The following is a 21074-nucleotide window of genomic DNA, read 5'->3' as shown; positions in this document are numbered from 1 at the left end:
CCCGATGGAGACAAATTTGGCCTTACTATTACTATTTGCCCCCTTTGCAGGGTTTTTAATCAATATCTTTTTTGGTAAAAAAATAAGCAGGACACTATCGGGTACGCTTGGCACTATTGCCGTGGCAGTATCATTTGCAGTAACCGTATTTTTCTTTTTACAGGTAAGCAGCACTAAGGTTCCCGTTATGGTAGACCTTTTTCAGTGGCTTACACTACAAAATTTTAGTGTAAACTTTAGCTTTCAGCTCGACCAGTTATCGCTGCTATGGCTTATGTTCGTTACCGGTATTGGTACACTAATACATGTTTACTCCATCAGCTACATGCATGATGACGAAAATATTAATAAATTCTTCGCTTACCTTAACCTGTTTATCTTCTTTATGATAACGCTGGTAATGGGCAGCAACCTGCTTATTATGTTTATTGGCTGGGAAGGTGTTGGGCTTTGCTCGTACCTGCTTATTGGGTTCTGGTATAAAAACCAGGATTATAACGATGCTGCCAAGAAAGCATTTATCATGAACCGTATTGGCGACCTTGGTTTCCTTATTGGGATATTTATATTAGGATACCTTTTTCATACTGTAGAATTTACAGGCATGAAAAGTATGATAGATAATAAATGGCCAATAAACGAATCATTATTAGGTGTTGCCATGCTATGCCTGTTTATAGGTGCCTGTGGTAAAAGTGCCCAGATACCATTATATACCTGGCTACCTGATGCAATGGCCGGCCCTACTCCGGTATCGGCATTGATACACGCGGCTACCATGGTAACAGCAGGTATCTTTATGATAACAAGGCTTAACTTCCTGTTTAACCTTACACCGGATGTACTTGAAATTATAGCTATAGTTGGTGCAATAACATCGTTAGTAGCAGCGTCTATAGGGCTTGTACAAAACGATATTAAAAAAGTACTGGCTTACTCTACAGTATCGCAATTAGGCTTAATGTTCCTTGCCCTTGGACTTGGTGCTTATGAGGTAGCTGTTTTCCACGTAATAACACACGCGTTCTTTAAAGCATGTTTATTCCTTGGATCGGGTTCTGTTATACACGCTTTACATGGCGAACAGGACATGCGCAACATGGGCGGACTTCGTAAAGTAATGAAGATAACATTTATCACTTTCCTAATCTCAACGCTTGCCATATCAGGTTTACCACCGTTATCAGGTTTCTTTTCTAAAGATGAAATTCTACTAACGGCCTTCCATCATAATAAACCATTATGGGTTATTGGTTCTATAGCTTCTATTATGACAGCTTTCTATATGTTCCGCCTGGTATACCTAACTTTTTACAAAGATTTTAGGGGTACCGAAGAACAAAAGCATCATTTACATGAATCGCCATCGCTTATAACATTCCCCCTTGTAGTGTTGGCTATACTTGCCTTTTTTGGTGGTGCGATAAGCTTTCCCGGAATGAGCTGGCTTAACGAATATCTTGCCCCTGTAATTGCTAAACCTGCCGTACATGAGCATTTAGGCACAACTGAATATATCCTTATGGGTATCGCTGTGGCAGGTGCCTTTTTAGGTATTGGCCTGGCATATAATAAATACATAAGCAAAGGCGAAGTACCGCCACAGGACAGCGAGATTACCGGTGTAGCCGGAGTACTGTACAACAAATATTATGTAGACGAAATTTATACCGCAATAATTGTAAAACCAATATATGCCATAGGCAGCTTCTTTAAAAATGTTACAGAGGTTGCAATATCTGCCTTTATTTTTGGATTGGGCAAAGTGGCTGTATTGTTAGGCAACGAGGGTAAAACAATACAAAACGGCAGCATAGGTTTTTATCTTTTGTTTTTTGTACTGGGCGTTTGCTCTATTATAGGTTATATATTTCTGGTAAAATAATTCATACTGATGGACGTATCTTTTATACTTATTATTCTATTGTTTGGCGCAGGGGCAACATATTTTGTTGGCGATAAATGGGCCTCTAAAGCGGCGCTAATTTTTAGCTTTGCAGCTTTTGCCGCCACTGCATACCTAACATATCTTTTTAGCACAGGCCATAAAGTAAACTCTATGCATTTATGGATACATAATCCTATGGTATTGTTTGCCCTGCAGGCAGATGGCTTATCGCTTGCAATGACTTTACTTACAACAGCACTTACACCTATAATTGTATTTACCTCTTTTGGAAACCTGTTCCCAAAAACAAGGTCATTTTACGCTCTTATACTTTTCATGGCATTTGCTATGGTAGGTACTTTCCTGGCTGTAGATGGGTTACTGTACTACATTTTCTGGGAACTATCGTTAATACCAATATATTTTATAGCTCTTATATGGGGCAGCGGCGATGCTAAAGAACGCAAAAAAGCGGTGATAAAATTCTTTATCTATACGTTTGCAGGTTCATTGTTTATGCTTGTTGCTTTTATATACCTGTACCAAAAAAGGCACTCGTTCCTTAACGTACATTTATATACCGCCATACTTACTAAAAATGAGCAGATATGGATATTTTTCGCATTCTTTTTAGCTTACGCAATAAAGATTCCTTTAATACCTTTTCATACATGGCAGGCTAATGTATATCAAAAAGCTCCGGCAGCGGGTACTATGCTACTATCTGGTATCATGCTTAAAATGGCATTATACAGTATTATAAGATGGCAATTGCCTATTGCACCTTATGCCGCTGCACAATACAAGTACCTGCTAATAGGATTAAGTATAGCAGGCGTTATATACGGCTCTGTGCTGGCTTTAAAACAAAATAACATTAAGAAGCTCCTTGCTTATTCGTCTCTTGCTCACGTAGGCCTTATTGCTGCAGGAACATATACCCTGACACTAGATGGCCTTAGGGGTGCAGTATTGCAAATGGTTGCCCACGGCTTTGGTGTTGTAGGCCTGTTTTTTGCTGCTGAAATTATAGAGCGCAGATTTGGCACGCAGGAAATAAGCGAAATGGGAGGCATACGCCTTCAGTCGCCTAAATTTACATCGATGTTCCTTATACTGGTACTGGCATCTGTTGCGTTGCCGGGAACATTTAACTTTGTGGGTGAGTTTGAATTGCTTTACAGCCTTGCGCAGGCTAATATATGGCTTGCCGTTATAGGCGGTACAACAATAATACTTGGAGCATTTTATATGCTAAGGATGTTTCAATATGTAATGCTTGGCGAAGCTAACACAAAAGTGTTTAAAGATGTTACTTTTAATGAAGGCCTTGCCCTTGTATTGATACTTGCTGTATTATTGTTTTTAGGAATATACCCTAAACCTTTAATAGATTTTATTACACCCGAACTGGAAAAGACTTTAGTTTTCATAAACCGATTTAATTAAGAATGGATATTTTAATAGCTATTGCAGGATTAGGTATAATATGCCTTGTAGCTGAGATTTTTAACCTTAGAAAAGCAATCGTACCCGTTACTGTTGCCGGCCTTCTTGGTGTTCTTGCTTTTGTGGGAGCAAAGATATTCAGTAAAAATCCGGATATTTTAGGTTTGGGCTTTGATAAAGAGCCTTATATCAACATGATCATAAACGATAAATTTGCACTGTCATTCTCTGCACTATTTATACTGCTAACCGCCTTTTTGGTGGCTTTAAGCCCGGAATTCCATAAAAATCACAAGGCAAAACTGTCAGATTTTGTTGCTATAAAACTTTTTTTGCTTACCGGTGCAATTGCCATGATATCGTTCAGCAATCTTTCTATGTTCTTTTTGGGCATCGAAATTCTGTCTATATCCTTATACATACTTGCCGCCAGTAACCCTAAAGATGTTAAGAGTAACGAGGCGGGTATGAAGTACTTTCTTATGGGAGCTTTTGCATCGGGTATAATCCTGTTTGGTATTGCTCTTATTTATGGTGCAACAGGATCGTTCAACATGCTAACCATTAATGCAATGGATAGGGAAGCGTTGCCATCATGGTACAACATAGGCGCAGTAATGCTTACTATTGGCCTAATGTTTAAAATAGCCGCTGTTCCTTTCCACTTTTGGGCACCGGATGTTTATGAAGGTTCTCCTGCGCTTAGTACGGCTACTATGAGTACTCTTGCTAAAGTTGCAGCAATGGCTTCATTCTTTAAACTTATAACGACACTTAACCCACATTTACCGGGTTTCCTTACAACAATAAATATCATTGCCGTATTGTCTATGACAATAGGTAACCTTATGGCATTAAAGCAAACTAATGTAAAGCGTATGCTGGGCTTCTCCGGTATATCGCATGCGGGTTATATGCTTTTGGCGTTCCAGTTCAGGGATCTCACATTTGCACAGGGCAACCTGTTTTATTATGCGTTTGCTTATACACTTGCCGGTATTGCAGCTTTTGCAGTGGTGCTGTATGTAAGCAGCAGCAAAGGCAACGAAGAGGTGTACAGCTTTAATGGCCTTGGTAAAACTAAACCTTTAATGGCTGCTGTACTTACATGTGCACTACTATCTATGGCAGGTATACCAATATTTTCAGGGTTCTTTGGTAAAATGTTCCTGTTTAACCAGGTGTTAGACAAAGGCAGGATGATACTTGTTGTATTTGCTGTTATAAACTCTATAATCGCTGTTGGTTATTATTTTAAATTAATTTTAGCCATGTATTCTAAAGAAAGTATAGAAAATAAGGAAGATAATAATACCGTACCATTTGTTTACAGTGCTGTTGCAGTTATTGCCATACTTATAAATATAGGCATAGGTTTATGCCCGGAACTGATATTACAATTAATGAGGTAATTATGTAATTTACCATAATAAAAATGGCGCTGTACAAATTGTACAGCGCCATTTTTAATTAGCATGTTTTTATTATTGTATTACCATCCTTCTTTAAAACCGTTTTGAAGTGCGGCAGTATATTTTTCTATGTTAAACTTATAAAGGTTAGGTGCTTTATGTGCTCCTCCCTTACGCGACTCCTCTTGTTTATCTAAGATATCATAACCTATCATCTTGCGGTAAAAATTACCACGGTTAAGCTTTTTGCCTAATATTATTTCATATAGCTTTTGCAGTTCGGGCATGGTAAACTCTTCCGGTAAAAGTTTATTACCTATCGGTTTATAGTTAAGCTGTCTTCTAAGGGTAAGCAATGCCTTATCAAATATACTACGATGGTCCATCATCATGGCAGGTAAATTGTCTATATCTATCCATTCACTATCACCGGAAAACTCGTCGGCCACAGGCACAACATCAGTATAATTGACTAATGCATAAAACCCTACCGATATAAATCGTTGTTTGTGCCATAAATTATCAGGATAGCCCTCAAAAAAATCTTCAGAACGGTTCAGGTCGGCAAAAACCTTAAATTGCTGTAAATAAATATCCCTGACCCCGGTTCTTTCATTAAGAATACGATTTGCCGCAATTTTTATTTCCTCATCCTTGCCCATATATCCACCGGGCAGGCTCCAAAGCTCCTGATCCTTTAGCCTGACAAGTAAAACTTTTAAGGATGATTCGTGAAATCCGAATACCACACAATCAATAGAAATATGAGGAATGCAATCTTTCCAAAGTATTTCTGACCTCTTCTCTAATAAACTTTTTAAACTTTCCTGCTCCATAATTAAAAACAAAAATAGTAAATCTCCGGTAACATGTATAAAATTTACAATTTTTAACTATGGTTTCTAAAAAACAAATACCATAAAGAAATTATTGATTCTAAAAGAAGCATTTATTTTTGTATTTTTGGAAATCTATAAACCTGACCATAATATTTTTTTATAGAGTGTTTTGTTGGTAAAAACCACCGCACGAGCGCGGTGGTTTTTTATGCTTTGTATTTAGAGGATCTATTACTTTTATTATTTATGGCTCTTAAATAGTGAAATTATCATTCGGTGTTCATCCTTTTGATTTTCTTTATATAGCTCTTTAAAATCAGCTACAGATATACTTTTCCTAAACGATTCTACAAACGATTCAAATAATTTATCCTTTTGCGGCTCTATAGCATCAAAGTATTTCAGGATAGGCCCGGTGGCCTCAAAATATAATATGTAAATGGTGGGTATATTATCAAGTCGTTTAAAATAAATATTTTTGCAATTTAATTGTTTAAGTATGGCATAGCATTCATTGTGTTTTGGTGAATTTGCCAACTGTATCTTGTAAATACCATTACCTATTTTAGAGCCATATCTGTAATAAGCGCCAAGTAAAAAAGACAATTTGTTTTGACTATTATCAAATAACAAAGTATCAACAATCCTGTTGCCTTTATAAAAAGAGTTCATCTTCTTGTATAACTCATTCGAAAAGTAACAGCCATCTTTTTCAACGAGATTAATCTTAAAATCTTTTTTTACAAAGCTGTCAACAAAACCCATCAATGGCTTTTCGTAGGGATAATACCTGTCAAAAAGGTTCTCTTTTAAACCCCAGTTCCTGCCTGCATAATCATTTAATGTGCCTAACAAAAAGTATGTGCTGTTTACCTTAACAGTTGTCGTATCGCTATCTTTATGTTTGTTAATAACCCATCTGGTAGTATTAGGTTGCTGTGATAAAACATTAGTTGTAGCGAAAACTGCAAGAATAAGCATTAAAACATTCATTTTCATAACATTGATATTAAATACCTAATTGTAAATGTAGATACAAAAAAGTAATTATAGCAAAAAACCCGACAAATTGCCGGGTTCTATATTTTTTAGAAAAAATCTACTTGCTAAGAATCTAAGTCTCTAAGCACCTGTCTCCTATCCATGATACACACGCGAGAAAACAATCTTGCCATCTCTAAGTTCCAGTACTTCGGCAATTGCCATATCAGGCTCGCCATCCACAGTACGGGTATATTCCATAAACACACGATAGTTATTGGCCGTAAGGCTGTTTACTTTATAAAAAAGTGTTGGCAGCCTCAAGTAAGCTCCTTCCCACCAGTCGCGCAAAGCGTCTTTACCCTTAACTAAACCTTCCGTTTCCGGCTTGTGCACTTTTAATTTAGGGCTAAAGTGTTCGGCATCATCAGCATAAAGGTTTAAAAGCCTGTCGAGGTCGCGGGTATTAAAAGCCTCAATCCATTGCATAGCTATATACTCAATATCTCTTGGCTCCAAGACTAAACGTTTTTAAGGTTTATAATTTCCTGCTCAGTTAAGAACCTGTAATTACCGCGAGGTAAATTCTTTTTAGTAAGGCCGGCATAAGCCACACGGTCTACCTTAAGAACATCATATTTAAACGATTCAAAAATAGCACGCACTACCTTAACGTTCTGTGTACGTAATTTAAGGCCTATCTCTGTTTTTGGCTGGTCTTCAATATAGCTTATTTCGTCTATAAATAACCTGTGGCCATCAAGCATTACGCCCGCAGCAATATTTTCAAGGTCTTCAAACTTCAGGTTCTTATCTAAAGTAACCTGATATATTTTAAATGATTTTTGGTTTGGCAGGCCAAACTTCCTAACCATATCGGTATCATTGGTAAAAATAAGAAGCCCTGTAGTATTTTTATCCATACGGCCTATGGGGTGTAGCTTAGTAGGTGTAGCACCACGCACCAGTTCGGCTACGTTACGAAGGTCGTTTTCCTCGTCGCCACTGGTAGTAAAGTTTTTAGGCTTGTTAAGCAGCACATATTCCTTTTTCTCAGGAGTTATCATCCTTCCGTCAAATTCAACTTTATCGGTAAGTTTCACCCTGTGCCCCATCTCGGTAACAACAACACCGTTTACTTTTACGTTGCCCGATTGTATATAAATATCGGCATCCCTGCGCGAACAGGCACCCGAATTTGATATATATTTATTAAGTCGTAACTCGTCCGGGTTAGACGGTACTTTAGGTGTTGCAGGTTTGCGGTCCCTGTCGGCCGGCCTTCTTGTAAAACCTGGTTTCCCTTTTACAAAGCCGTCTTTTTTAGGTGCAGCGCCATCACCTGCAGGTGCAGCTTTTTTAGTACCGGGCTTCCTTGCCTTGTTAAGTGGTTTAGATGGACCGTTGCTTTTCTTTCTGTCATTGCCGCCTCGTCCTGAGGTGTCGCCATTTCTGCTGTTACCGTTGCTCATTATAATGCAAATATTTTTGCAAAGATAAGATTAAATGGCAGATAACAACTGCCTGCCATGCACTAAAACAGAGGGATCTATAAGTACAATGCAAAATACTCCCGCCACAATGAGCGCTTTAAGGGTATTATGCAGCAACTGGTAGTCTTCACGGCTCACGGCCTTCCATAATTTGAACAGGAAAAAAATCATAATTATCATGCCTGTGTAAAAATAGATGTCCATATACCCCACCTCATATACATCAACTAAAAGGTAAACAGGTATAAGCGTAGAGAATGCAAGCACCATAATAATATTCTTTGCCACCTTTTCGCCAAACATTACGGGTATGGTGCGGTAATTAGCCACGAGGTCGCCCTGAATGTTCTCAAGGTCCTTTATAAGTTCACGTATAAGGATAAGTAAATACAGGAATGTAGCATGCGCAAAAATTACCTCATAAAAGTTTTTAAAGTACATGAGTATACCAAAAAAAGGCAGCACCGCCAGCAAAGCCGCAGTAAGGTTGCCTATTAACGGGTACTTTTTAAGCTTGTGCGAATAGAACCAGATAAGGAATATGTATACCGAAAAAAACACCGCTGCCCGCCACGAAACTAAAAAGGCAAGCAACACCACTATAAAGTTAAGCACAAAATATACCTGTAGCTTGGTTCCCTGGCTTACAAGCCTGTCGAGCATGGATTTTTTAGGCCGGTTAATTAAATCCTTTTGCGCATCGTAAAAATTATTGATGATGTAGCCCGAAGCAATGGTTAACGATGATGCCAGTACAATAAGAAAAAGGTTACCATCGAGCAGTACATCGAGGGCACGGCGCTCTTTATCTAATATAAAAATGGCTGAAAGGTATTGCGCCAACGCTATAACAGGGATGTTATAACCACGCACCACAGAAAACAGGCTGAATATCTTAACCAGTACCAGTTTAGTTTTCCTTGATGCCATAGAGTGCTTTTAGTTTTTAACCTTTTTTTGCCTTATTTATTGTAACGGCTTGTAAAGATAAAAGTAAAAGGGGTTAAAAATTTTATAATACTTTAAAAAAGCATATATTCAAAAGTACAAGCTTATTGCAGCTTAACAATTTAATAATAACCAATTGATTACCAGTTAACAATAATAACATTACTTTGAATAAAAGCATAAGTATGAAAACTTTCATCTTAAAATATCTGGTATCGTTCAGGGAGTGGCTTTTGCTAAGGGCAATGAAGTCAACTTTTCTTCACTAATAAGAGCATCGTATTAGCTGAATGGATTTAACCCCTGATTTACAATTGAATAAAGAACTGTTTGGAAACGATTTCAAATGGGGCGTTGCTACGGCTGCCTTCCAGATAGAAGGCTCGCATGAAGCCGATGGTAAAGGCCTCTCTATATGGGATGTTTTTACTGCAAAAAAAGGCAGGATAAAAAGCGGGCACCATGCTATGGATGCCTGCGATTTTTACAATTGCTATAAAGATGATGTTGCGCTTATACGCGAATTAAACATCCCGAATTTCAGGTTTTCATTAAGCTGGTCGCGCATAATGCCCACCGGGCAGTTACCCGTTAACCAGGCAGGCATAGACCATTACAACAGGATTATAGATTTTTTACTGGAGTGCGGCATAGAACCATGGGTTACACTATACCACTGGGACCTGCCCCATGCTCTTGAACTTAAAGGCGGATGGACCAACCGCGAAAGCATTAACTGGCTTACGGATTATGCTACCGTTTGCGCAAACAGCTTTGGCGACCGCGTTAAGAACTGGATGGTTATGAACGAACCATCGGTATTTACAGGAGCCGGATATTTTTTAGGCATACATGCTCCCGGCAGGAGGGGCATCTACAACTACCTTAAGGCAGTGCACCATGTTACACTTGCTACCGCAGCCGGAGGCAAAGTATTGAGAGATATTGTTAAGGATGGCAACATAGGCACTACATTTTCCTGCACGTATATAGAAGCTGCATCGGGTAGCAAAAGAGATATTGCTGCCGCTAAGCGCGTAGACACATTACTTAACAGAGCTTTTATAGAGCCTATATTAGGTATGGGCTACCCTCAGGAAGATTTACCTGTAGTAAGGCGCATGAATGCTTACATACAGCCTGGTGATGTTGAGGCTATGGCTTTTGATTTCGATTTTATTGGCCTGCAGTGCTATACCCGGGAAGTGGTTAAGGCATCTTTTTTTACACCATACATGGGCGCAAGGCTTATATCAGCAAAAAAGCGAGGCATTAAAACACTGACCGAGATGGGCTGGGAAGTATACCCTGAGTCTATTTATCATTTATTAAAAAGGTTTAACGAATATATAGGGATCCGGAAAATACTGATTACAGAGAATGGTTCGGCTTTTCCGGATGTAGTTACAGATGGCCAGGTTAATGATACATTACGCACAAAATACATTCAGGACCATTTGGCACAATTACTTAAGGCAAAACAGGAAGGCGTAAATGTGCAAGGGTATTTTGTATGGAGCCTTACCGATAATTTTGAATGGGCCGAAGGATACCATGCCCGCTTTGGGCTCATCCATGTTGATTTTGAAACGCAAAAGCGTACCATTAAACAATCGGGGCTTTGGTTTAAAGAGTTTTTAGAATAGCATTACACAACTAATAATTAAACAACGAATGAAAATTCTTTATGCAGTACAGGGTACAGGTAACGGGCATCTAAGCCGCGCTGTTGATATTATTCCGTGCCTGGAAAAGCATGGCTGTGTAGATATACTTGTTAGCGGCATACAGGGCGACCTTAAATTGCCTTATAAGGTTAAGTACCAATTTAGGGGCCTGAGCTTTATATTTGGTAAAAGCGGCGGCGTAGACCTATGGAAAACCATTCGCCGCAGTAACCCAAGGAAACTTATAAAGAATATTCAGGAATTACCCGTTAAAGAATATGACCTTGTTGTAAATGATTTTGAGCCAGTATCGGCGTGGGCATGTTATATTCATAGTGTGCCATGTATTGCACTGAGCCACCAAAGTGCCGTACTCGACCCTTCATTCCCGCATGCAGAACATCCCGACAGGATGGGGCATTTTATTTTAGACCATTATGCGCCGGTTACTGCAAAATATGGTTTCCATTTTAAAGCTAACGGCAAAAACATATCTACCCCCGTTATACGCAAACAAGTGCGCGACCAGCAAATTTCTGACAAAGGGCATTACACGGTTTATTTACCGTCGTATGATGATAAAACACTAATAAAACGTCTTTCTATTTATCCCAAGATCAAATGGGATGTTTTTTCTAAGCACAACACAAAAAAAGTAGTGCATAAAAATATTACCATACGCCCCATAAACAGCGAACAGTTTACAGAAAGTATGGCATCTTCTACAGGGGTATTGTGCGGTGCAGGGTTTGAAACTCCTGCCGAAGCGCTTTTTTTAGGTAAAAAACTATTGGTTATCCCAATGAAAAACCAGTATGAGCAGCAACTCAACGCAGCATCCCTGAAAGCCATGGGTATACCTGTGGTAAAAAACCTGAAACCTAAATATGAAAATATTATTGCCGACTGGCTTTTAAATGGAGAACCCATTAAGGTAGACTATCCTGACCTTACACAGCAAATAGTAGATAAACTTGTTTTAACCCATGCCGCTGACGCTTACTTTACACCGGTACAAACAGTATAGATACAATTGCTGCGCAAAAGGCTTTTAACACCTTAAAACACCTCTGCGCAGCAATAAAAAAAATTACTTTACTACAGTAGCTTCAAGCTCTACGGTTAAAGTTTCAAAAAGGCTTTTAACTTCAAATAATGTTGTAGCCTGTTTAATGTTATGCTTTGCGATCCATTCCTGAAGTATAGGGAAATTAGGCCAAAGCTTCGCTGTATTTGTAGTATATATATTTAGCCTTACAATACCGCTGCATTCAAAATCGGCTTGCGTAATAACTTCTTCCAAATTTTGTATTGCGAGTTGTAACTGCGTTTTCATATCGGCAGCACTTGATTGCCCACCGGCACTTATAGCTGTTTGCCCTGATACATATAAGGTACTCGTTACATTCTTCACCTCAACGGCCTGTACATAACTGCGCTCGTCCTGCCATTGCCACGGATTTATGATTCTCTTTTCCATAAATTGATTTTTTAAATTTATTCAAAGTTGATGATAAGCGGGGGAATCATGGTGTGACAAACATCACAAAGAATATACGGTCAAAATTATGTAGAAAGCCTGCTCAATGTTTCGCGCGAAACCCCAAGATAAGAAGCTAATTGTGTTTTAGGCACTCTTTGAAATAAGGATGGATAACGCTTAAGCAACATTTCATAACGCTCTCTGGCATTAGAAGTCAGGAAAGACAAGATACGTTGTTGCGCTGCAATATGGCCCGCATTGGCTTTTTTAAGGAAAAAATATTCCATTTTATTGAGCCCGGAACACAAGCTATTATACCCATCTAAAGTAAGGCACAATACGGTTGTATCTTCCAGGCATTGTAAAGACATGGTGGCTTTTGTACCCTTATAAAATGCCTGAAAATCACTTTCCCACCAGTCTTCCATTGCAAAAGCAACAATATGCTCTTTTGCGTTATCATCTGTATGAATAAGCTTTATAAGTCCGGAAATAACAAAGTAAGTATGCTTTACAGGCTGTCCTGAAGTAATTAAAAATTCATGCCTGCTGAACTGTTTGGTAATAAAATGAGATTGTACAAAAGCAAACTCATCATCGGTAAGCGATATTATTTTTTCTATATGTTCGCGTAAATTTGCCTGCATTATTCAAAGATATAAATATATAATGCCGCAAAGAGAAAAGATAGTTGAATAAAAAGGATCCTAAACCTTAAAAACAGGCTATTTTTCTTAGACTTTATTCTCTTTAAGCCTACCGCTTACCACCATTGTGGTAAATACTATACAGGCAAACATAAATAAGTGCAGCAATACCGCTACAGCAAACATACCATTATCTGCCGATGGCCATGCCCACACTATAGGCATAGTTATTTTCAGTTTGGTTAGCAAGAGCGAGAATACATTAAAAGAATTTAAAAGCATTAGCAACGACAGCACTAAAACTATTATTTTATTCGCTCTTACTTTAGCAATCCAAAATAGCTGTGTGGTAAGTAAAAAGATAAGTGGTGTAAGCCAGAAAATGTAAAATGAACCTCCAATGTAAAAAGGTGGCCCCATGGTAACAGCATACCCTCCTTCTGCAGGAGCGATAGATGTTGCGCTTTGGGCATCTAAAACCCATAATATAAAATAGAGTATCCCTATTAAACGGATTATCTGTATGGATGTGGCAATAAAGATATTTTTAAAATCGGGTGATTTTTTAGGCTTTACATAAAGTAATGCCGGAATTATTAAACCAAAACCCACAAAAAAAGTACGCAATAATGCTATTGTTGTAGCACTTACCGGTGTAGAGTTATCGAGCCATGTAATCATATTAAAACTGGTAAACTACCTCAACTTTATGTCCGGTTAATGCATTTTTAGCCCTGTCTATATCCGGCGCAAAGCCTAATATGTAACCACCACCGCCAGAACCGCAAAGCTTAAGGTAATAGTCATTAGTCTCTATACCTTTTTGCCACAGTTCATGAAACTCAACAGGAATCATGGGCTTAAAGTTATTAAACACTACTTTACTCAGTTTTTTAGTATTAGAGAAAAGTGCCCTCGCATCGCCCTGTAAAAAGCTTTCGATAGAAGCATCTGTATACTTAAGGAACTGGTTTTTTATCATGGCACGGAAACCTTTATCTTTAAGACTCTCCATAAATATTTGTACCATTGGGGCGGTTTCTTTTACTATACCGGAGTCTAATAAAAAGATGGCACCTTTACCTTCAAGGTTTTGCATGGGTATACCTGTAGCCTCTATACTATCGTGAGAATTGATAAGGATAGGAATGCTAAGGTAGCTATTAAGAGGGTCTAAGCCCGAGCTGGTGCCGTGAAAGTACGACTCCATTTTACTGAATATCTTTTTTAGGGTAAGCAGTTTTTCCTGGGTAAGATTTTCAAGAATGGTGATCTTATTATCGGCATACTGGTCATAAATGGCCGCTACAAGAGCACCACTACTGCCTATGCCATATCCCTGCGGAATACTGCTGTCAAAATACATACCTGCCTCTACATTAAGCTTTAGCGTGGCAATATCAAACGTTACAAGGCCCGGCTCTTCTGCCTGAAGTTTTTCTAAATACGCAACAAAACCTCTAAGGCTCTGGTTCGATTTTTTGGCAACTTCGCTATCGGTATCATCTACCTTAAGGCCGCCGTTATAAAAGTTATAGGGAATAGACAATCCTTTGGAGCCCTTGTTAATGCCATGTTCTCCAAAAAGCAATATTTTCGAGTAAAATAAGGGTCCTTTCATTGGTGTCTGTAATGTATCTATTTATGTATAAAGGTACGTAAAAAACAGCACCTTAGTTTAACTTAACAAATGTTTAATTAAGGGGTTGCGCCCCGGTGCCAATTTTGTCGCAAATGTACTGACTGTTTTGGCAATAGCCAAGTAATTCTGACGTAATAAATTGCAAAACTTCAGCGCTAACGTTTTCAGGATACAGCACATGCACATTTGCACCGGCATCAAGCGTAAAACATACAGGCAGTTGGGTTTCCTGCCTAAATTTCCATATTGCATTTATAATTTGCAGTGTGTTAGGCTTCATCAGTATAAAATAGGGTTGGCTGGTCATCATCATGGCGTGCAGCGTAAGTGCTTCGCTCTCTGTAATCTTTATAAAAGTATCAACATCACCCTCAACAAGCGCCTTTTTTAAAGCCGATAAGTTTTCATGTGCCTGCGCAAAACGCCTTTCGGCATAAGGGTGTCCGTGCATAAGGTCGTGGCCAAGCGTGCTGCTTACCTGTTTTTCGCCCTTATCTACGAGCAAAATAGTATCCTGGTAGGTTTTAAAAACGTTGTGAACGGTGGCCGGAAATTCGACACCAAATAAATCAGAACTGCCTTCTATCTCTGCATGTTCACCCCAAACCACTACGCTACCCTTAATACTCCTGCAGGCACTACCAGAACCTAAACGCGCAAGGAACGATGCCTTTTGGTAAAAATAAGCATCGGTCATTTCAGGGTTTAGCAATCGCTCAAGGCTCATAAGGTTAATGGCAAGTGCTGCCATACCCGAAGCCGACGATGCTATACCCGAACTGTGCGGAAACGTATTTTGGGTATTTATACTAAAATGATACTCTTTTAAAAACGGAAGGTAAACCTCTACCCTCTCAAAGAATTTTTCGATCTTAGGACGGAAGCTGTCTTTAGGCTGGCCTTCAAATAAGAAATCGAATGAAAATTCACTATTATTATTTTTCTTTTCAAAATTAAGAGTAGTCACTGTTTTACAATCGTTAAGCGTAAAGCTTACAGATGGATTTGCCGGTACCTGGTTTTCCTTTTTACCCCAATATTTTACAAGGGCTATATTGCTGGGAGCGCTAAATGTAAAGCTGCCGTTTTGTACTGTTTGAGTATATGCTGAAGGTATAAAATCGTGTACCGATGCCATGCTTTTTCTGTTTTGTGCAAAGATAGCATTTTTGTACCGATGCAATTTGAGGAATTTAAACTACTAAAATCTTTGTGAAACTTTGTGCCTTCTCTGCAAATCTTCGTGTAATAACTTTAACTTTGGTATTGCAAAAAATACACGTATGTCTAAATTATATAAGATCCTGGTAATGGTAGTTACCTGCCTTGTTGTGGGTTACCTGTCCAGTAATGTAACGCAAACCAGTGTAAACACATGGTACCCCACTCTTAACAAGCCGTCCTTTACCCCTCCTAACTGGGCTTTTCCTGTTGCATGGACAACACTTTACATTTTTATGGGTATTGCAGCAGGGCTTGTTTGGGGCCGCATAGAGTATGAGGCAGATGTGGTTCGTAAGAGCCTTACCTATTTTGCCATACAGCTTGCACTAAATGCCCTGTGGTCCTATTTGTTTTTTGGCCTGAAAAACCCGTTACTTGCATTAATAGAGATCGTGCTGCTCTGGCTAATGATCTATGAAACCTATGCACAGTTTAAAAAAGTAAGTAAAATTGCCGGTTATCTTTTTATACCTTATTTAATTTGGGTAACCTATGCATCAGCACTTAATGCCAGTATATGGTGGCTTAATAAATAGCTACAGTGCTTAGGTAAAGTTAAAAAACGTTAAAAATTATTTTTTTTACGCAACCCTTTTAGTGTTTATGCATCTTGGTTGAAAATAAGCTAAACACTATGAAAACTACATTTTTAAAAAAACTCCTACTTTGCGTAGTGACTATTGGGGCACTATCATCATGTTCATTAGACAGTGAAAACGATTATGTCTCTTATCCTCAGCCAGAAGCAGCTTATGGTATTATTGCCAACGCGAGCCCTGCATCCGGCGACCTGTTCTTTTTTGCCGATGCAAATAAGATAAACGACAATGCACTTACATTTGCTACTGCGGCAGGTTATTATAATTTTACTTTGGGTAACCGTATATTAGCTGTAAAAAATGCATCGGGCACAACACTTGCTACAAAAGCTGTTACACTTACCCGTGGGCAATCGTTTACTGCTTTTGCCGTAAATACTTTTAACAACATTGAGATTGTTACTTACCGTGACAGCTTAACATCGGCAACAGCGAGTAAAGCTTACGTAAGGTTTATTAACCTTTCGCCAGATGCTGCCCCTATTAATATTACCGGCACTACGCAAACTTTTGCAACAGGGCTTGCCTTTAAACAGGCTACTCCGTTTATTGAAGTATCCGGAGGAAACTATGATTTTACCTATAAAGCCACTGCTACCCAAGACACGTTAGCTCAGGATAGGTCTGTTGCACTTAGGGCAGGGAAAATATACACTATTTACACTAAAGGCTTTACAACTCCGCCTACCGGCAGTAATGATACATTTAGTACAAAAGTAATACCTCATAATTAAGATTTTAGGTTGTTTATCAGATTAGGTTAATTGGAAAAGGGAGGCGTAGTAATACACCTCCCTTTAATTTTAGTTACTATTTTTCCAGTTCAGGAAGCTTATTGTAAAGTGTGGCATACCACTTAGCACCGGCCCTTGTAAAATGTTTACAATCCTGGCTTATAAATTTACAATTAGGTGTAAATACGGGTACCTTACCATCATTAGCCATAACCTTACCCATAAGGTCTATATATTTATCCCCCCATTCTTTTTTATAAGCCGCATTAAGCCTAATATATTTATGAGATAAAGCAACCTTCTGGCTACAATAATCATAGTCTCCTCTTTTGGTGTAAAATACCCCATTATTAACTCCAAAGTTTTTAAATCCGGTGATTTTTACCTTATCCATATCTATAAAAAATTCCCGGCTTAGCATTTCAAATTCTTTTTTATGCATTGGAGAAAAGTAGATAAAATCGGCCTGCTGTATTCTTTCCTTTGCATCTTTAGCCAATTGGAGTTTATAGATATACGAAATTTGAATGGAGTTTTTATATTTCGTCTGTAACAGCACATTAGCCCAATCCCGTGCAAAACTATGGCCCACTATTAGGATTTTCCTTTTGCCATTTTTTACAAAAGGTTTATCTAACTTATATATACTATCGTTATAAAGTGCGTGTGCATTCCTTACAACATTCTCACTACCTCTTATATCCAGTTCAGGAACCGGACGTACTACACCAGCATTAAAATAAATTATTAAAGATGTTATGGTTGTTGCTAAAAACAACGTACCTGTAAAGGTAAATAAAGCAAATTGTGATGTGTTTTGCTTATACCTAAACGTTTGCTCTATGGTATAATAAGTAATAATAGAAAGCACTATTACAACTATTAAATAACATACTATAAATGTTACTGTAATTTGCGGATTTATACTATAACGCAAAAAAGCCAGTATTGGCTGGTGCCACATATAAACACTGTAACTTATAATTCCCAGACTGCGCACCATCCTGTTCTCTAATATAAAAATCAATATACGTGGAGGTGTGGTATTTGTAGGTAAAAGAAACAGTACAGTTGCAATAGTTATAAGCGGACACCTGTAAATAAAGGGTATAGAAAGCAACTCACCTAAAAACATTAATGCTAACATTGCAAATACAGCTATTAACCGTATTACATTAGCTTTTTTTAGTTCATTTACAGCAAAAGAAGCTAACCCGCCCGCGCCCAATTCGAAAAACCGGGTGTGCGGAAAATAGTAGCGGAACATTTCGGTCCCGGCATTGAAATAAAGAATCAATGATACAAATGTGAGCACAAGTAACCCTATAAATAACGACCGCCTGCTTTTAAAAAAAAGTAATAATACAGGATAAAATAAATAAAATTGCTCCTCTATGCCTAATGTCCAGGTGTGCAGTAGCGGTTTGTAGCCAGCATCTGCCGCCCAGTAACTTCCTAATGTAAGGTACTGCAAAATATTATTAGAAAAAAAGTTTGTAGCTATAACGCTTTCCGCTAAGTTTTCAAGGTCATCAGGCAGCATTATCAAAATACCTGCAATAAGCACAATACCATTTACAAATAATGGCAGGGGCAATATGCGGCGTATACGCCTGATATAAAAACTTTTAAGAGAAAATGTTCCCGCCTCTCTTTGCCTTTGTACAATCCCGGTAATCAGGAAGCCACTTATCAGAAAAAAAACATCTATAGATAATCCGGAAAGTAACCCTAAGTGTTCAAATATTATTGCAAGCACACAAAGGCCACGCAAACCTTCTATATCTTTCCTAAAATAAATTTGCTCCATATATTATAAATAGCCGCTATTTTCTACAATGGCTTCAGCAGCTATAAAACCTCCTGTCCATGCATTCTGAAAATTAAAACCACCTGTTATGGCATCTACGTTTATAACCTCTCCGGCAAAGTAAAGGTTTTCTACACGCTTGCTTTGCATAGTTTTAAAGTTAACCTCTTTAAGGTCTACACCGCCTGCAGTAACAAACTCCTCTTTAAAGGTGCTTTTGCCGTTTACGTTATATTCGCCATTAACAAGCTGTGCTGCCAGTGCCTGTAATTCATTACGGGTAAGGTCTGCCCACTTGGTTTCGGCATCAATATTTGCTGCTGTAACAAGGCTTTCCCACAAGCGGTTAGGAAAATCGAAAGGCGATTTTTTACTTACGGTTTTTTTAGCGTGTTCCTGTTTCAGTTCCTTTAAAATAACATCACACTCATCAATATCAACGTCATTAAGCCAGTTAACCTGAATAACAAATTGATAACTCTTAGCAAACAGTTCTAAAGCTCCCCAGGCAGACAGCCTTAATATTCCCGGGCCACTCATACCCCAATGGGTAATAAGCAATGGGCCGGACGCTTCGAGCTTGGAGTTTTTGACTTTTACGGTTGCCAATGCAGATACACCCATAAGATCTTTTATCCTTGGGTCTTTAATATTAAAAGTAAATAACGATGGTACAGGCGGAATGATGGTATGCCCAAGTTCTGCCAGCATATCCCACATTTTGGGGTTGCTTCCGGTTGCCATTACCAGTTTATCCGCTATAAAAGTACCGTTTTGGGTTTCTATTTTCCAGGCATGCTCGCCCTTATAAAGCGACTGTATACTTTCGCCCGTAAGCACTTGTATACCTGCTTTTTTTACTGCCGCATTAAAACAGTCTATTATAGTCTGAGAGCTGTCTGTTACAGGAAACATCCTGCCATCATCTTCAGTCTTTAGCTCTACGCCGCGTTTTTCAAACCACTCTATTGTGTCGCCTGCACCAAAACGGTTAAAAGGCCCACGCAGTTCTTTCTCACCACGCGGGTAAAACTTAACCAAATCGTTAGGTACAAAACACGCATGGGTAACATTGCACCTGCCCCCACCAGAAACACGTACTTTAGCAAGCGTCTCTTTGCCGCGCTCTAAAATGGCTATTTTAAGTTTAGGATTAGCTTCGGCAATATTAATGGCAGTAAAAAATCCTGCCGCACCACCGCCGGCTATTATAACATCATATTTTTTGCTCATAGTAATTCGGGGTAATCAGAGATGATGCCATCTACATTATAGTTTTTTATACGGGCAATATCTTCGGGTTCATTCATGGTCCAGGTATACACTTTAAGCCCGGCCTGTTGTGCCTTGTGCACGTTGCTTTCTGTAAGGAGCGTAAAGTGTGGGTGTATGGCTTTAGCCTTAAACTCCATTGCCCATTGCCAGGCCTGGGTTACGCTTGCCTGTGTAAGCACACCTAAATGTACATTAGGGTTTACCTCGCTCATTACCTGCAATTCTTCGCGCTGAAAACTGGATACTAAAAAATCAGCATATTCATAGCCCTTCTCTTTTACATAAGTATTTATAAAATCAGATACGGGTATAGCAGTATGCCTGCCCTTGAGTTCTATGTTTACAAAGCAGCGTTTGTTTATTAAATCGTACACCTCATCAAGCGTGGGTATGTAGTGGTCACGTTCTATAGTAAGTGCTTTTAATTGTGCCAGCGAAAGTTTATGCACTTCGCCGGTACCATTAGTAACCCTGTCTACCGTAAAATCATGAATTACCACAAGTTCTCCGGTGGCGCATACATGTACATCGAGCTCTATACCATCTACGCCAAGTTCTAAAGCCTTAGCAAACGATGCCATAGTATTTTCGGGCGCATGCCCTTTTGCACCGCGATGCCCTATTTTAAGGATTGCCGCCATAGTATAATTTTTTGTAAAGATATTATAAATAGATTTAGTCACAGATGGTATTGTTCTTCTGTTAGATAAACTGAAAGTCATAACCGTCTGCAATTTTACCCAAATGAATTTTTAAATACTATTTATAAACATGTAGTTGACAATTCGTTTTTCTGATGTTTACCACTAAGGACACAAGGTTTTTCACTAAGAACACAAGGCGATATGAATACAGTATACGCATAGCCCACCGTAGGCGGGAGTCCACAAAGCTAATAAACAAAGCATTGTGGACTTCAATCCTGCTTGCCAGGATTGAAATTTTTATTCATAATATCTGGCTAAACCTCGTGCTCTTTGTGA

General features: G+C 38.7%; 20 protein-coding genes. 7 read left to right on the top strand and 13 right to left on the bottom strand.

Annotated features, from left to right (window positions below; all coding sequences use genetic code 11):
* The first annotated feature begins 4 nt into the window (after window positions 1-4).
* Genes nuoL through F565_RS0111210 form a run of 3 tightly spaced genes read left to right on the top strand, consistent with a single transcriptional unit; the run spans window position 5 to window position 4749 of the window.
* The gene (gene nuoL, locus F565_RS0111220) at window positions 5-1885 is read left to right on the top strand and encodes an NADH-quinone oxidoreductase subunit L (RefSeq protein ID WP_020213323.1); all 1881 of its coding nucleotides are present in this window, start codon (window positions 5-7) and stop codon (window positions 1883-1885) included.
* Window positions 1886-1894: 9 nt separating this feature from the next.
* Window positions 1895-3337, top strand: coding sequence for a complex I subunit 4 family protein (locus F565_RS0111215; RefSeq protein ID WP_020213322.1), 1443 nt, complete (start codon window positions 1895-1897; stop codon window positions 3335-3337).
* A gap of 2 nt (window positions 3338-3339) precedes the next feature.
* The gene (locus F565_RS0111210) at window positions 3340-4749 is read left to right on the top strand and encodes an NADH-quinone oxidoreductase subunit N (RefSeq protein WP_020213321.1); all 1410 of its coding nucleotides are present in this window, start codon (window positions 3340-3342) and stop codon (window positions 4747-4749) included.
* Window positions 4750-4829: 80 nt separating this feature from the next.
* Here F565_RS0111210 and F565_RS0111205 read toward each other — a convergent pair whose 3' ends face one another.
* The 5 genes from F565_RS0111205 to F565_RS0111185 form a co-directional block, all read right to left on the bottom strand.
* Window positions 4830-5585 (bottom strand): NUDIX hydrolase, encoded by a 756-nt coding sequence (locus F565_RS0111205; protein ID WP_026300012.1) that lies wholly within the window; start codon window positions 5583-5585, stop codon window positions 4830-4832.
* Window positions 5586-5828: 243 nt separating this feature from the next.
* A complete protein-coding gene (locus F565_RS0111200; protein WP_154652595.1) occupies window positions 5829-6587 on the bottom strand; it encodes a hypothetical protein in 759 nt (252 codons plus the stop codon).
* A gap of 138 nt (window positions 6588-6725) precedes the next feature.
* Window positions 6726-7088: a nuclear transport factor 2 family protein gene (locus F565_RS0111195; protein WP_026300011.1), complete on the bottom strand. Its 363-nt coding sequence runs from the start codon at window positions 7086-7088 to the stop codon at window positions 6726-6728.
* Window positions 7089-7090: 2 nt separating this feature from the next.
* Complete coding sequence (locus tag F565_RS0111190) at window positions 7091-8041, bottom strand: pseudouridine synthase (protein ID WP_020213317.1); 951 nt, start codon at window positions 8039-8041, stop codon at window positions 7091-7093.
* Window positions 8042-8071: 30 nt separating this feature from the next.
* Window positions 8072-8992: a geranylgeranylglycerol-phosphate geranylgeranyltransferase gene (locus F565_RS0111185; protein ID WP_020213316.1), complete on the bottom strand. Its 921-nt coding sequence runs from the start codon at window positions 8990-8992 to the stop codon at window positions 8072-8074.
* A gap of 308 nt (window positions 8993-9300) precedes the next feature.
* Here F565_RS0111185 and F565_RS0111180 point away from each other — a divergent pair, with 308 nt between their 5' ends.
* A complete protein-coding gene (locus F565_RS0111180) occupies window positions 9301-10656 on the top strand; it encodes a GH1 family beta-glucosidase (RefSeq protein ID WP_020213315.1) in 1356 nt (451 codons plus the stop codon).
* 28 nt (window positions 10657-10684) lie between these two features.
* A complete protein-coding gene (locus tag F565_RS0111175; protein ID WP_020213314.1) occupies window positions 10685-11704 on the top strand; it encodes a glycosyltransferase family protein in 1020 nt (339 codons plus the stop codon).
* A gap of 63 nt (window positions 11705-11767) precedes the next feature.
* On the opposite strand, the gene F565_RS0111170 is transcribed toward F565_RS0111175, so the two are convergent.
* From F565_RS0111170 to mvaD, 5 genes are all read right to left on the bottom strand, one after another.
* Window positions 11768-12157 (bottom strand): RidA family protein, encoded by a 390-nt coding sequence (locus F565_RS0111170; protein ID WP_020213313.1) that lies wholly within the window; start codon window positions 12155-12157, stop codon window positions 11768-11770.
* An 86-nt stretch (window positions 12158-12243) separates the two neighbouring features.
* A complete protein-coding gene (locus F565_RS0111165; protein WP_020213312.1) occupies window positions 12244-12807 on the bottom strand; it encodes a Crp/Fnr family transcriptional regulator in 564 nt (187 codons plus the stop codon).
* A gap of 87 nt (window positions 12808-12894) precedes the next feature.
* Entirely contained in the window at window positions 12895-13488 is a 594-nt protein-coding gene (locus tag F565_RS0111160; protein WP_020213311.1) for a hypothetical protein, read from the bottom strand.
* A gap of 1 nt (window position 13489) precedes the next feature.
* Window positions 13490-14428, bottom strand: coding sequence for a mevalonate kinase family protein (locus F565_RS0111155; protein ID WP_020213310.1), 939 nt, complete (start codon window positions 14426-14428; stop codon window positions 13490-13492).
* A gap of 73 nt (window positions 14429-14501) precedes the next feature.
* Window positions 14502-15587 (bottom strand): diphosphomevalonate decarboxylase, encoded by a 1086-nt coding sequence (gene mvaD / locus F565_RS0111150; RefSeq protein ID WP_020213309.1) that lies wholly within the window; start codon window positions 15585-15587, stop codon window positions 14502-14504.
* 145 nt (window positions 15588-15732) lie between these two features.
* On the opposite strand from mvaD, the gene F565_RS0111145 reads away from it, so the two are divergent.
* Together F565_RS0111145 and F565_RS0111140 are read left to right on the top strand one after the other, a co-directional pair.
* Window positions 15733-16209, top strand: a complete 477-nt coding sequence (locus F565_RS0111145) for a TspO/MBR family protein (RefSeq protein WP_020213308.1) — start codon at window positions 15733-15735, stop codon at window positions 16207-16209.
* 98 nt (window positions 16210-16307) lie between these two features.
* The gene (locus F565_RS0111140; RefSeq protein ID WP_020213307.1) at window positions 16308-17006 is read left to right on the top strand and encodes a DUF4397 domain-containing protein; all 699 of its coding nucleotides are present in this window, start codon (window positions 16308-16310) and stop codon (window positions 17004-17006) included.
* 76 nt (window positions 17007-17082) lie between these two features.
* Here the strand turns inward: F565_RS0111140 and F565_RS0111135 are convergent, their stop codons facing one another.
* From F565_RS0111135 to F565_RS0111125, 3 genes are read right to left on the bottom strand one after another with little or no spacing between them, the layout of a single operon-like run.
* On the bottom strand, window positions 17083-18816 hold the full coding sequence (locus F565_RS0111135; protein ID WP_020213306.1) for an acyltransferase family protein: 1734 nt from the start codon (window positions 18814-18816) through the stop codon (window positions 17083-17085).
* A 3-nt stretch (window positions 18817-18819) separates the two neighbouring features.
* Window positions 18820-20049, bottom strand: a complete 1230-nt coding sequence (locus tag F565_RS0111130; protein ID WP_020213305.1) for a BaiN/RdsA family NAD(P)/FAD-dependent oxidoreductase — start codon at window positions 20047-20049, stop codon at window positions 18820-18822.
* Window positions 20046-20732 carry a glycerophosphodiester phosphodiesterase gene (locus F565_RS0111125; RefSeq protein ID WP_035642159.1) on the bottom strand — a complete coding sequence of 229 codons (687 nt, stop codon included), beginning with the start codon at window positions 20730-20732 and terminating at the stop codon, window positions 20046-20048. The genes F565_RS0111130 and F565_RS0111125 overlap by 4 nt, the downstream gene beginning before the upstream one ends.
* Between the last annotated feature and the right edge of the window lie 342 nt (window positions 20733-21074).

Origin of the sequence: Flavobacterium rivuli WB 3.3-2 = DSM 21788, from assembly GCF_000378485.1 — a bacterium.
In the GTDB taxonomy this organism is placed as follows: domain Bacteria; phylum Bacteroidota; class Bacteroidia; order Flavobacteriales; family Flavobacteriaceae; genus Flavobacterium; species Flavobacterium rivuli.
This window is presented reverse-complemented; position numbering and strand designations above follow the sequence as displayed.

Excerpts from the sequence above, each read along its gene's own strand:
- nuoL (WP_020213323.1), top strand. The coding sequence starts at position 5 with ATGGAGACAAATTTGGCCTTACTATTACTATTTGCCCCCTTTGCAGGG.
- F565_RS0111215 (WP_020213322.1), top strand. The coding sequence starts at position 1,895 with ATGGACGTATCTTTTATACTTATTATTCTATTGTTTGGCGCAGGGGCA.
- F565_RS0111210 (WP_020213321.1), top strand. The coding sequence starts at position 3,340 with ATGGATATTTTAATAGCTATTGCAGGATTAGGTATAATATGCCTTGTA.
- F565_RS0111205 (WP_026300012.1), bottom strand. The coding sequence starts at position 5,585 with ATGGAGCAGGAAAGTTTAAAAAGTTTATTAGAGAAGAGGTCAGAAATA.
- F565_RS0111200 (WP_154652595.1), bottom strand. The coding sequence starts at position 6,587 with ATGAAAATGAATGTTTTAATGCTTATTCTTGCAGTTTTCGCTACAACT.
- F565_RS0111190 (WP_020213317.1), bottom strand. The coding sequence starts at position 8,041 with ATGAGCAACGGTAACAGCAGAAATGGCGACACCTCAGGACGAGGCGGC.
- F565_RS0111185 (WP_020213316.1), bottom strand. The coding sequence starts at position 8,992 with ATGGCATCAAGGAAAACTAAACTGGTACTGGTTAAGATATTCAGCCTG.
- F565_RS0111180 (WP_020213315.1), top strand. The coding sequence starts at position 9,301 with ATGGATTTAACCCCTGATTTACAATTGAATAAAGAACTGTTTGGAAAC.
- F565_RS0111175 (WP_020213314.1), top strand. The coding sequence starts at position 10,685 with ATGAAAATTCTTTATGCAGTACAGGGTACAGGTAACGGGCATCTAAGC.
- F565_RS0111170 (WP_020213313.1), bottom strand. The coding sequence starts at position 12,157 with ATGGAAAAGAGAATCATAAATCCGTGGCAATGGCAGGACGAGCGCAGT.
- F565_RS0111165 (WP_020213312.1), bottom strand. The coding sequence starts at position 12,807 with ATGCAGGCAAATTTACGCGAACATATAGAAAAAATAATATCGCTTACC.
- F565_RS0111160 (WP_020213311.1), bottom strand. The coding sequence starts at position 13,488 with ATGATTACATGGCTCGATAACTCTACACCGGTAAGTGCTACAACAATA.
- F565_RS0111155 (WP_020213310.1), bottom strand. The coding sequence starts at position 14,428 with ATGAAAGGACCCTTATTTTACTCGAAAATATTGCTTTTTGGAGAACAT.
- mvaD (WP_020213309.1), bottom strand. The coding sequence starts at position 15,587 with ATGGCATCGGTACACGATTTTATACCTTCAGCATATACTCAAACAGTA.
- F565_RS0111145 (WP_020213308.1), top strand. The coding sequence starts at position 15,733 with ATGTCTAAATTATATAAGATCCTGGTAATGGTAGTTACCTGCCTTGTT.
- F565_RS0111140 (WP_020213307.1), top strand. The coding sequence starts at position 16,308 with ATGAAAACTACATTTTTAAAAAAACTCCTACTTTGCGTAGTGACTATT.
- F565_RS0111135 (WP_020213306.1), bottom strand. The coding sequence starts at position 18,816 with ATGGAGCAAATTTATTTTAGGAAAGATATAGAAGGTTTGCGTGGCCTT.
- F565_RS0111130 (WP_020213305.1), bottom strand. The coding sequence starts at position 20,049 with ATGAGCAAAAAATATGATGTTATAATAGCCGGCGGTGGTGCGGCAGGA.
- F565_RS0111125 (WP_035642159.1), bottom strand. The coding sequence starts at position 20,732 with ATGGCGGCAATCCTTAAAATAGGGCATCGCGGTGCAAAAGGGCATGCG.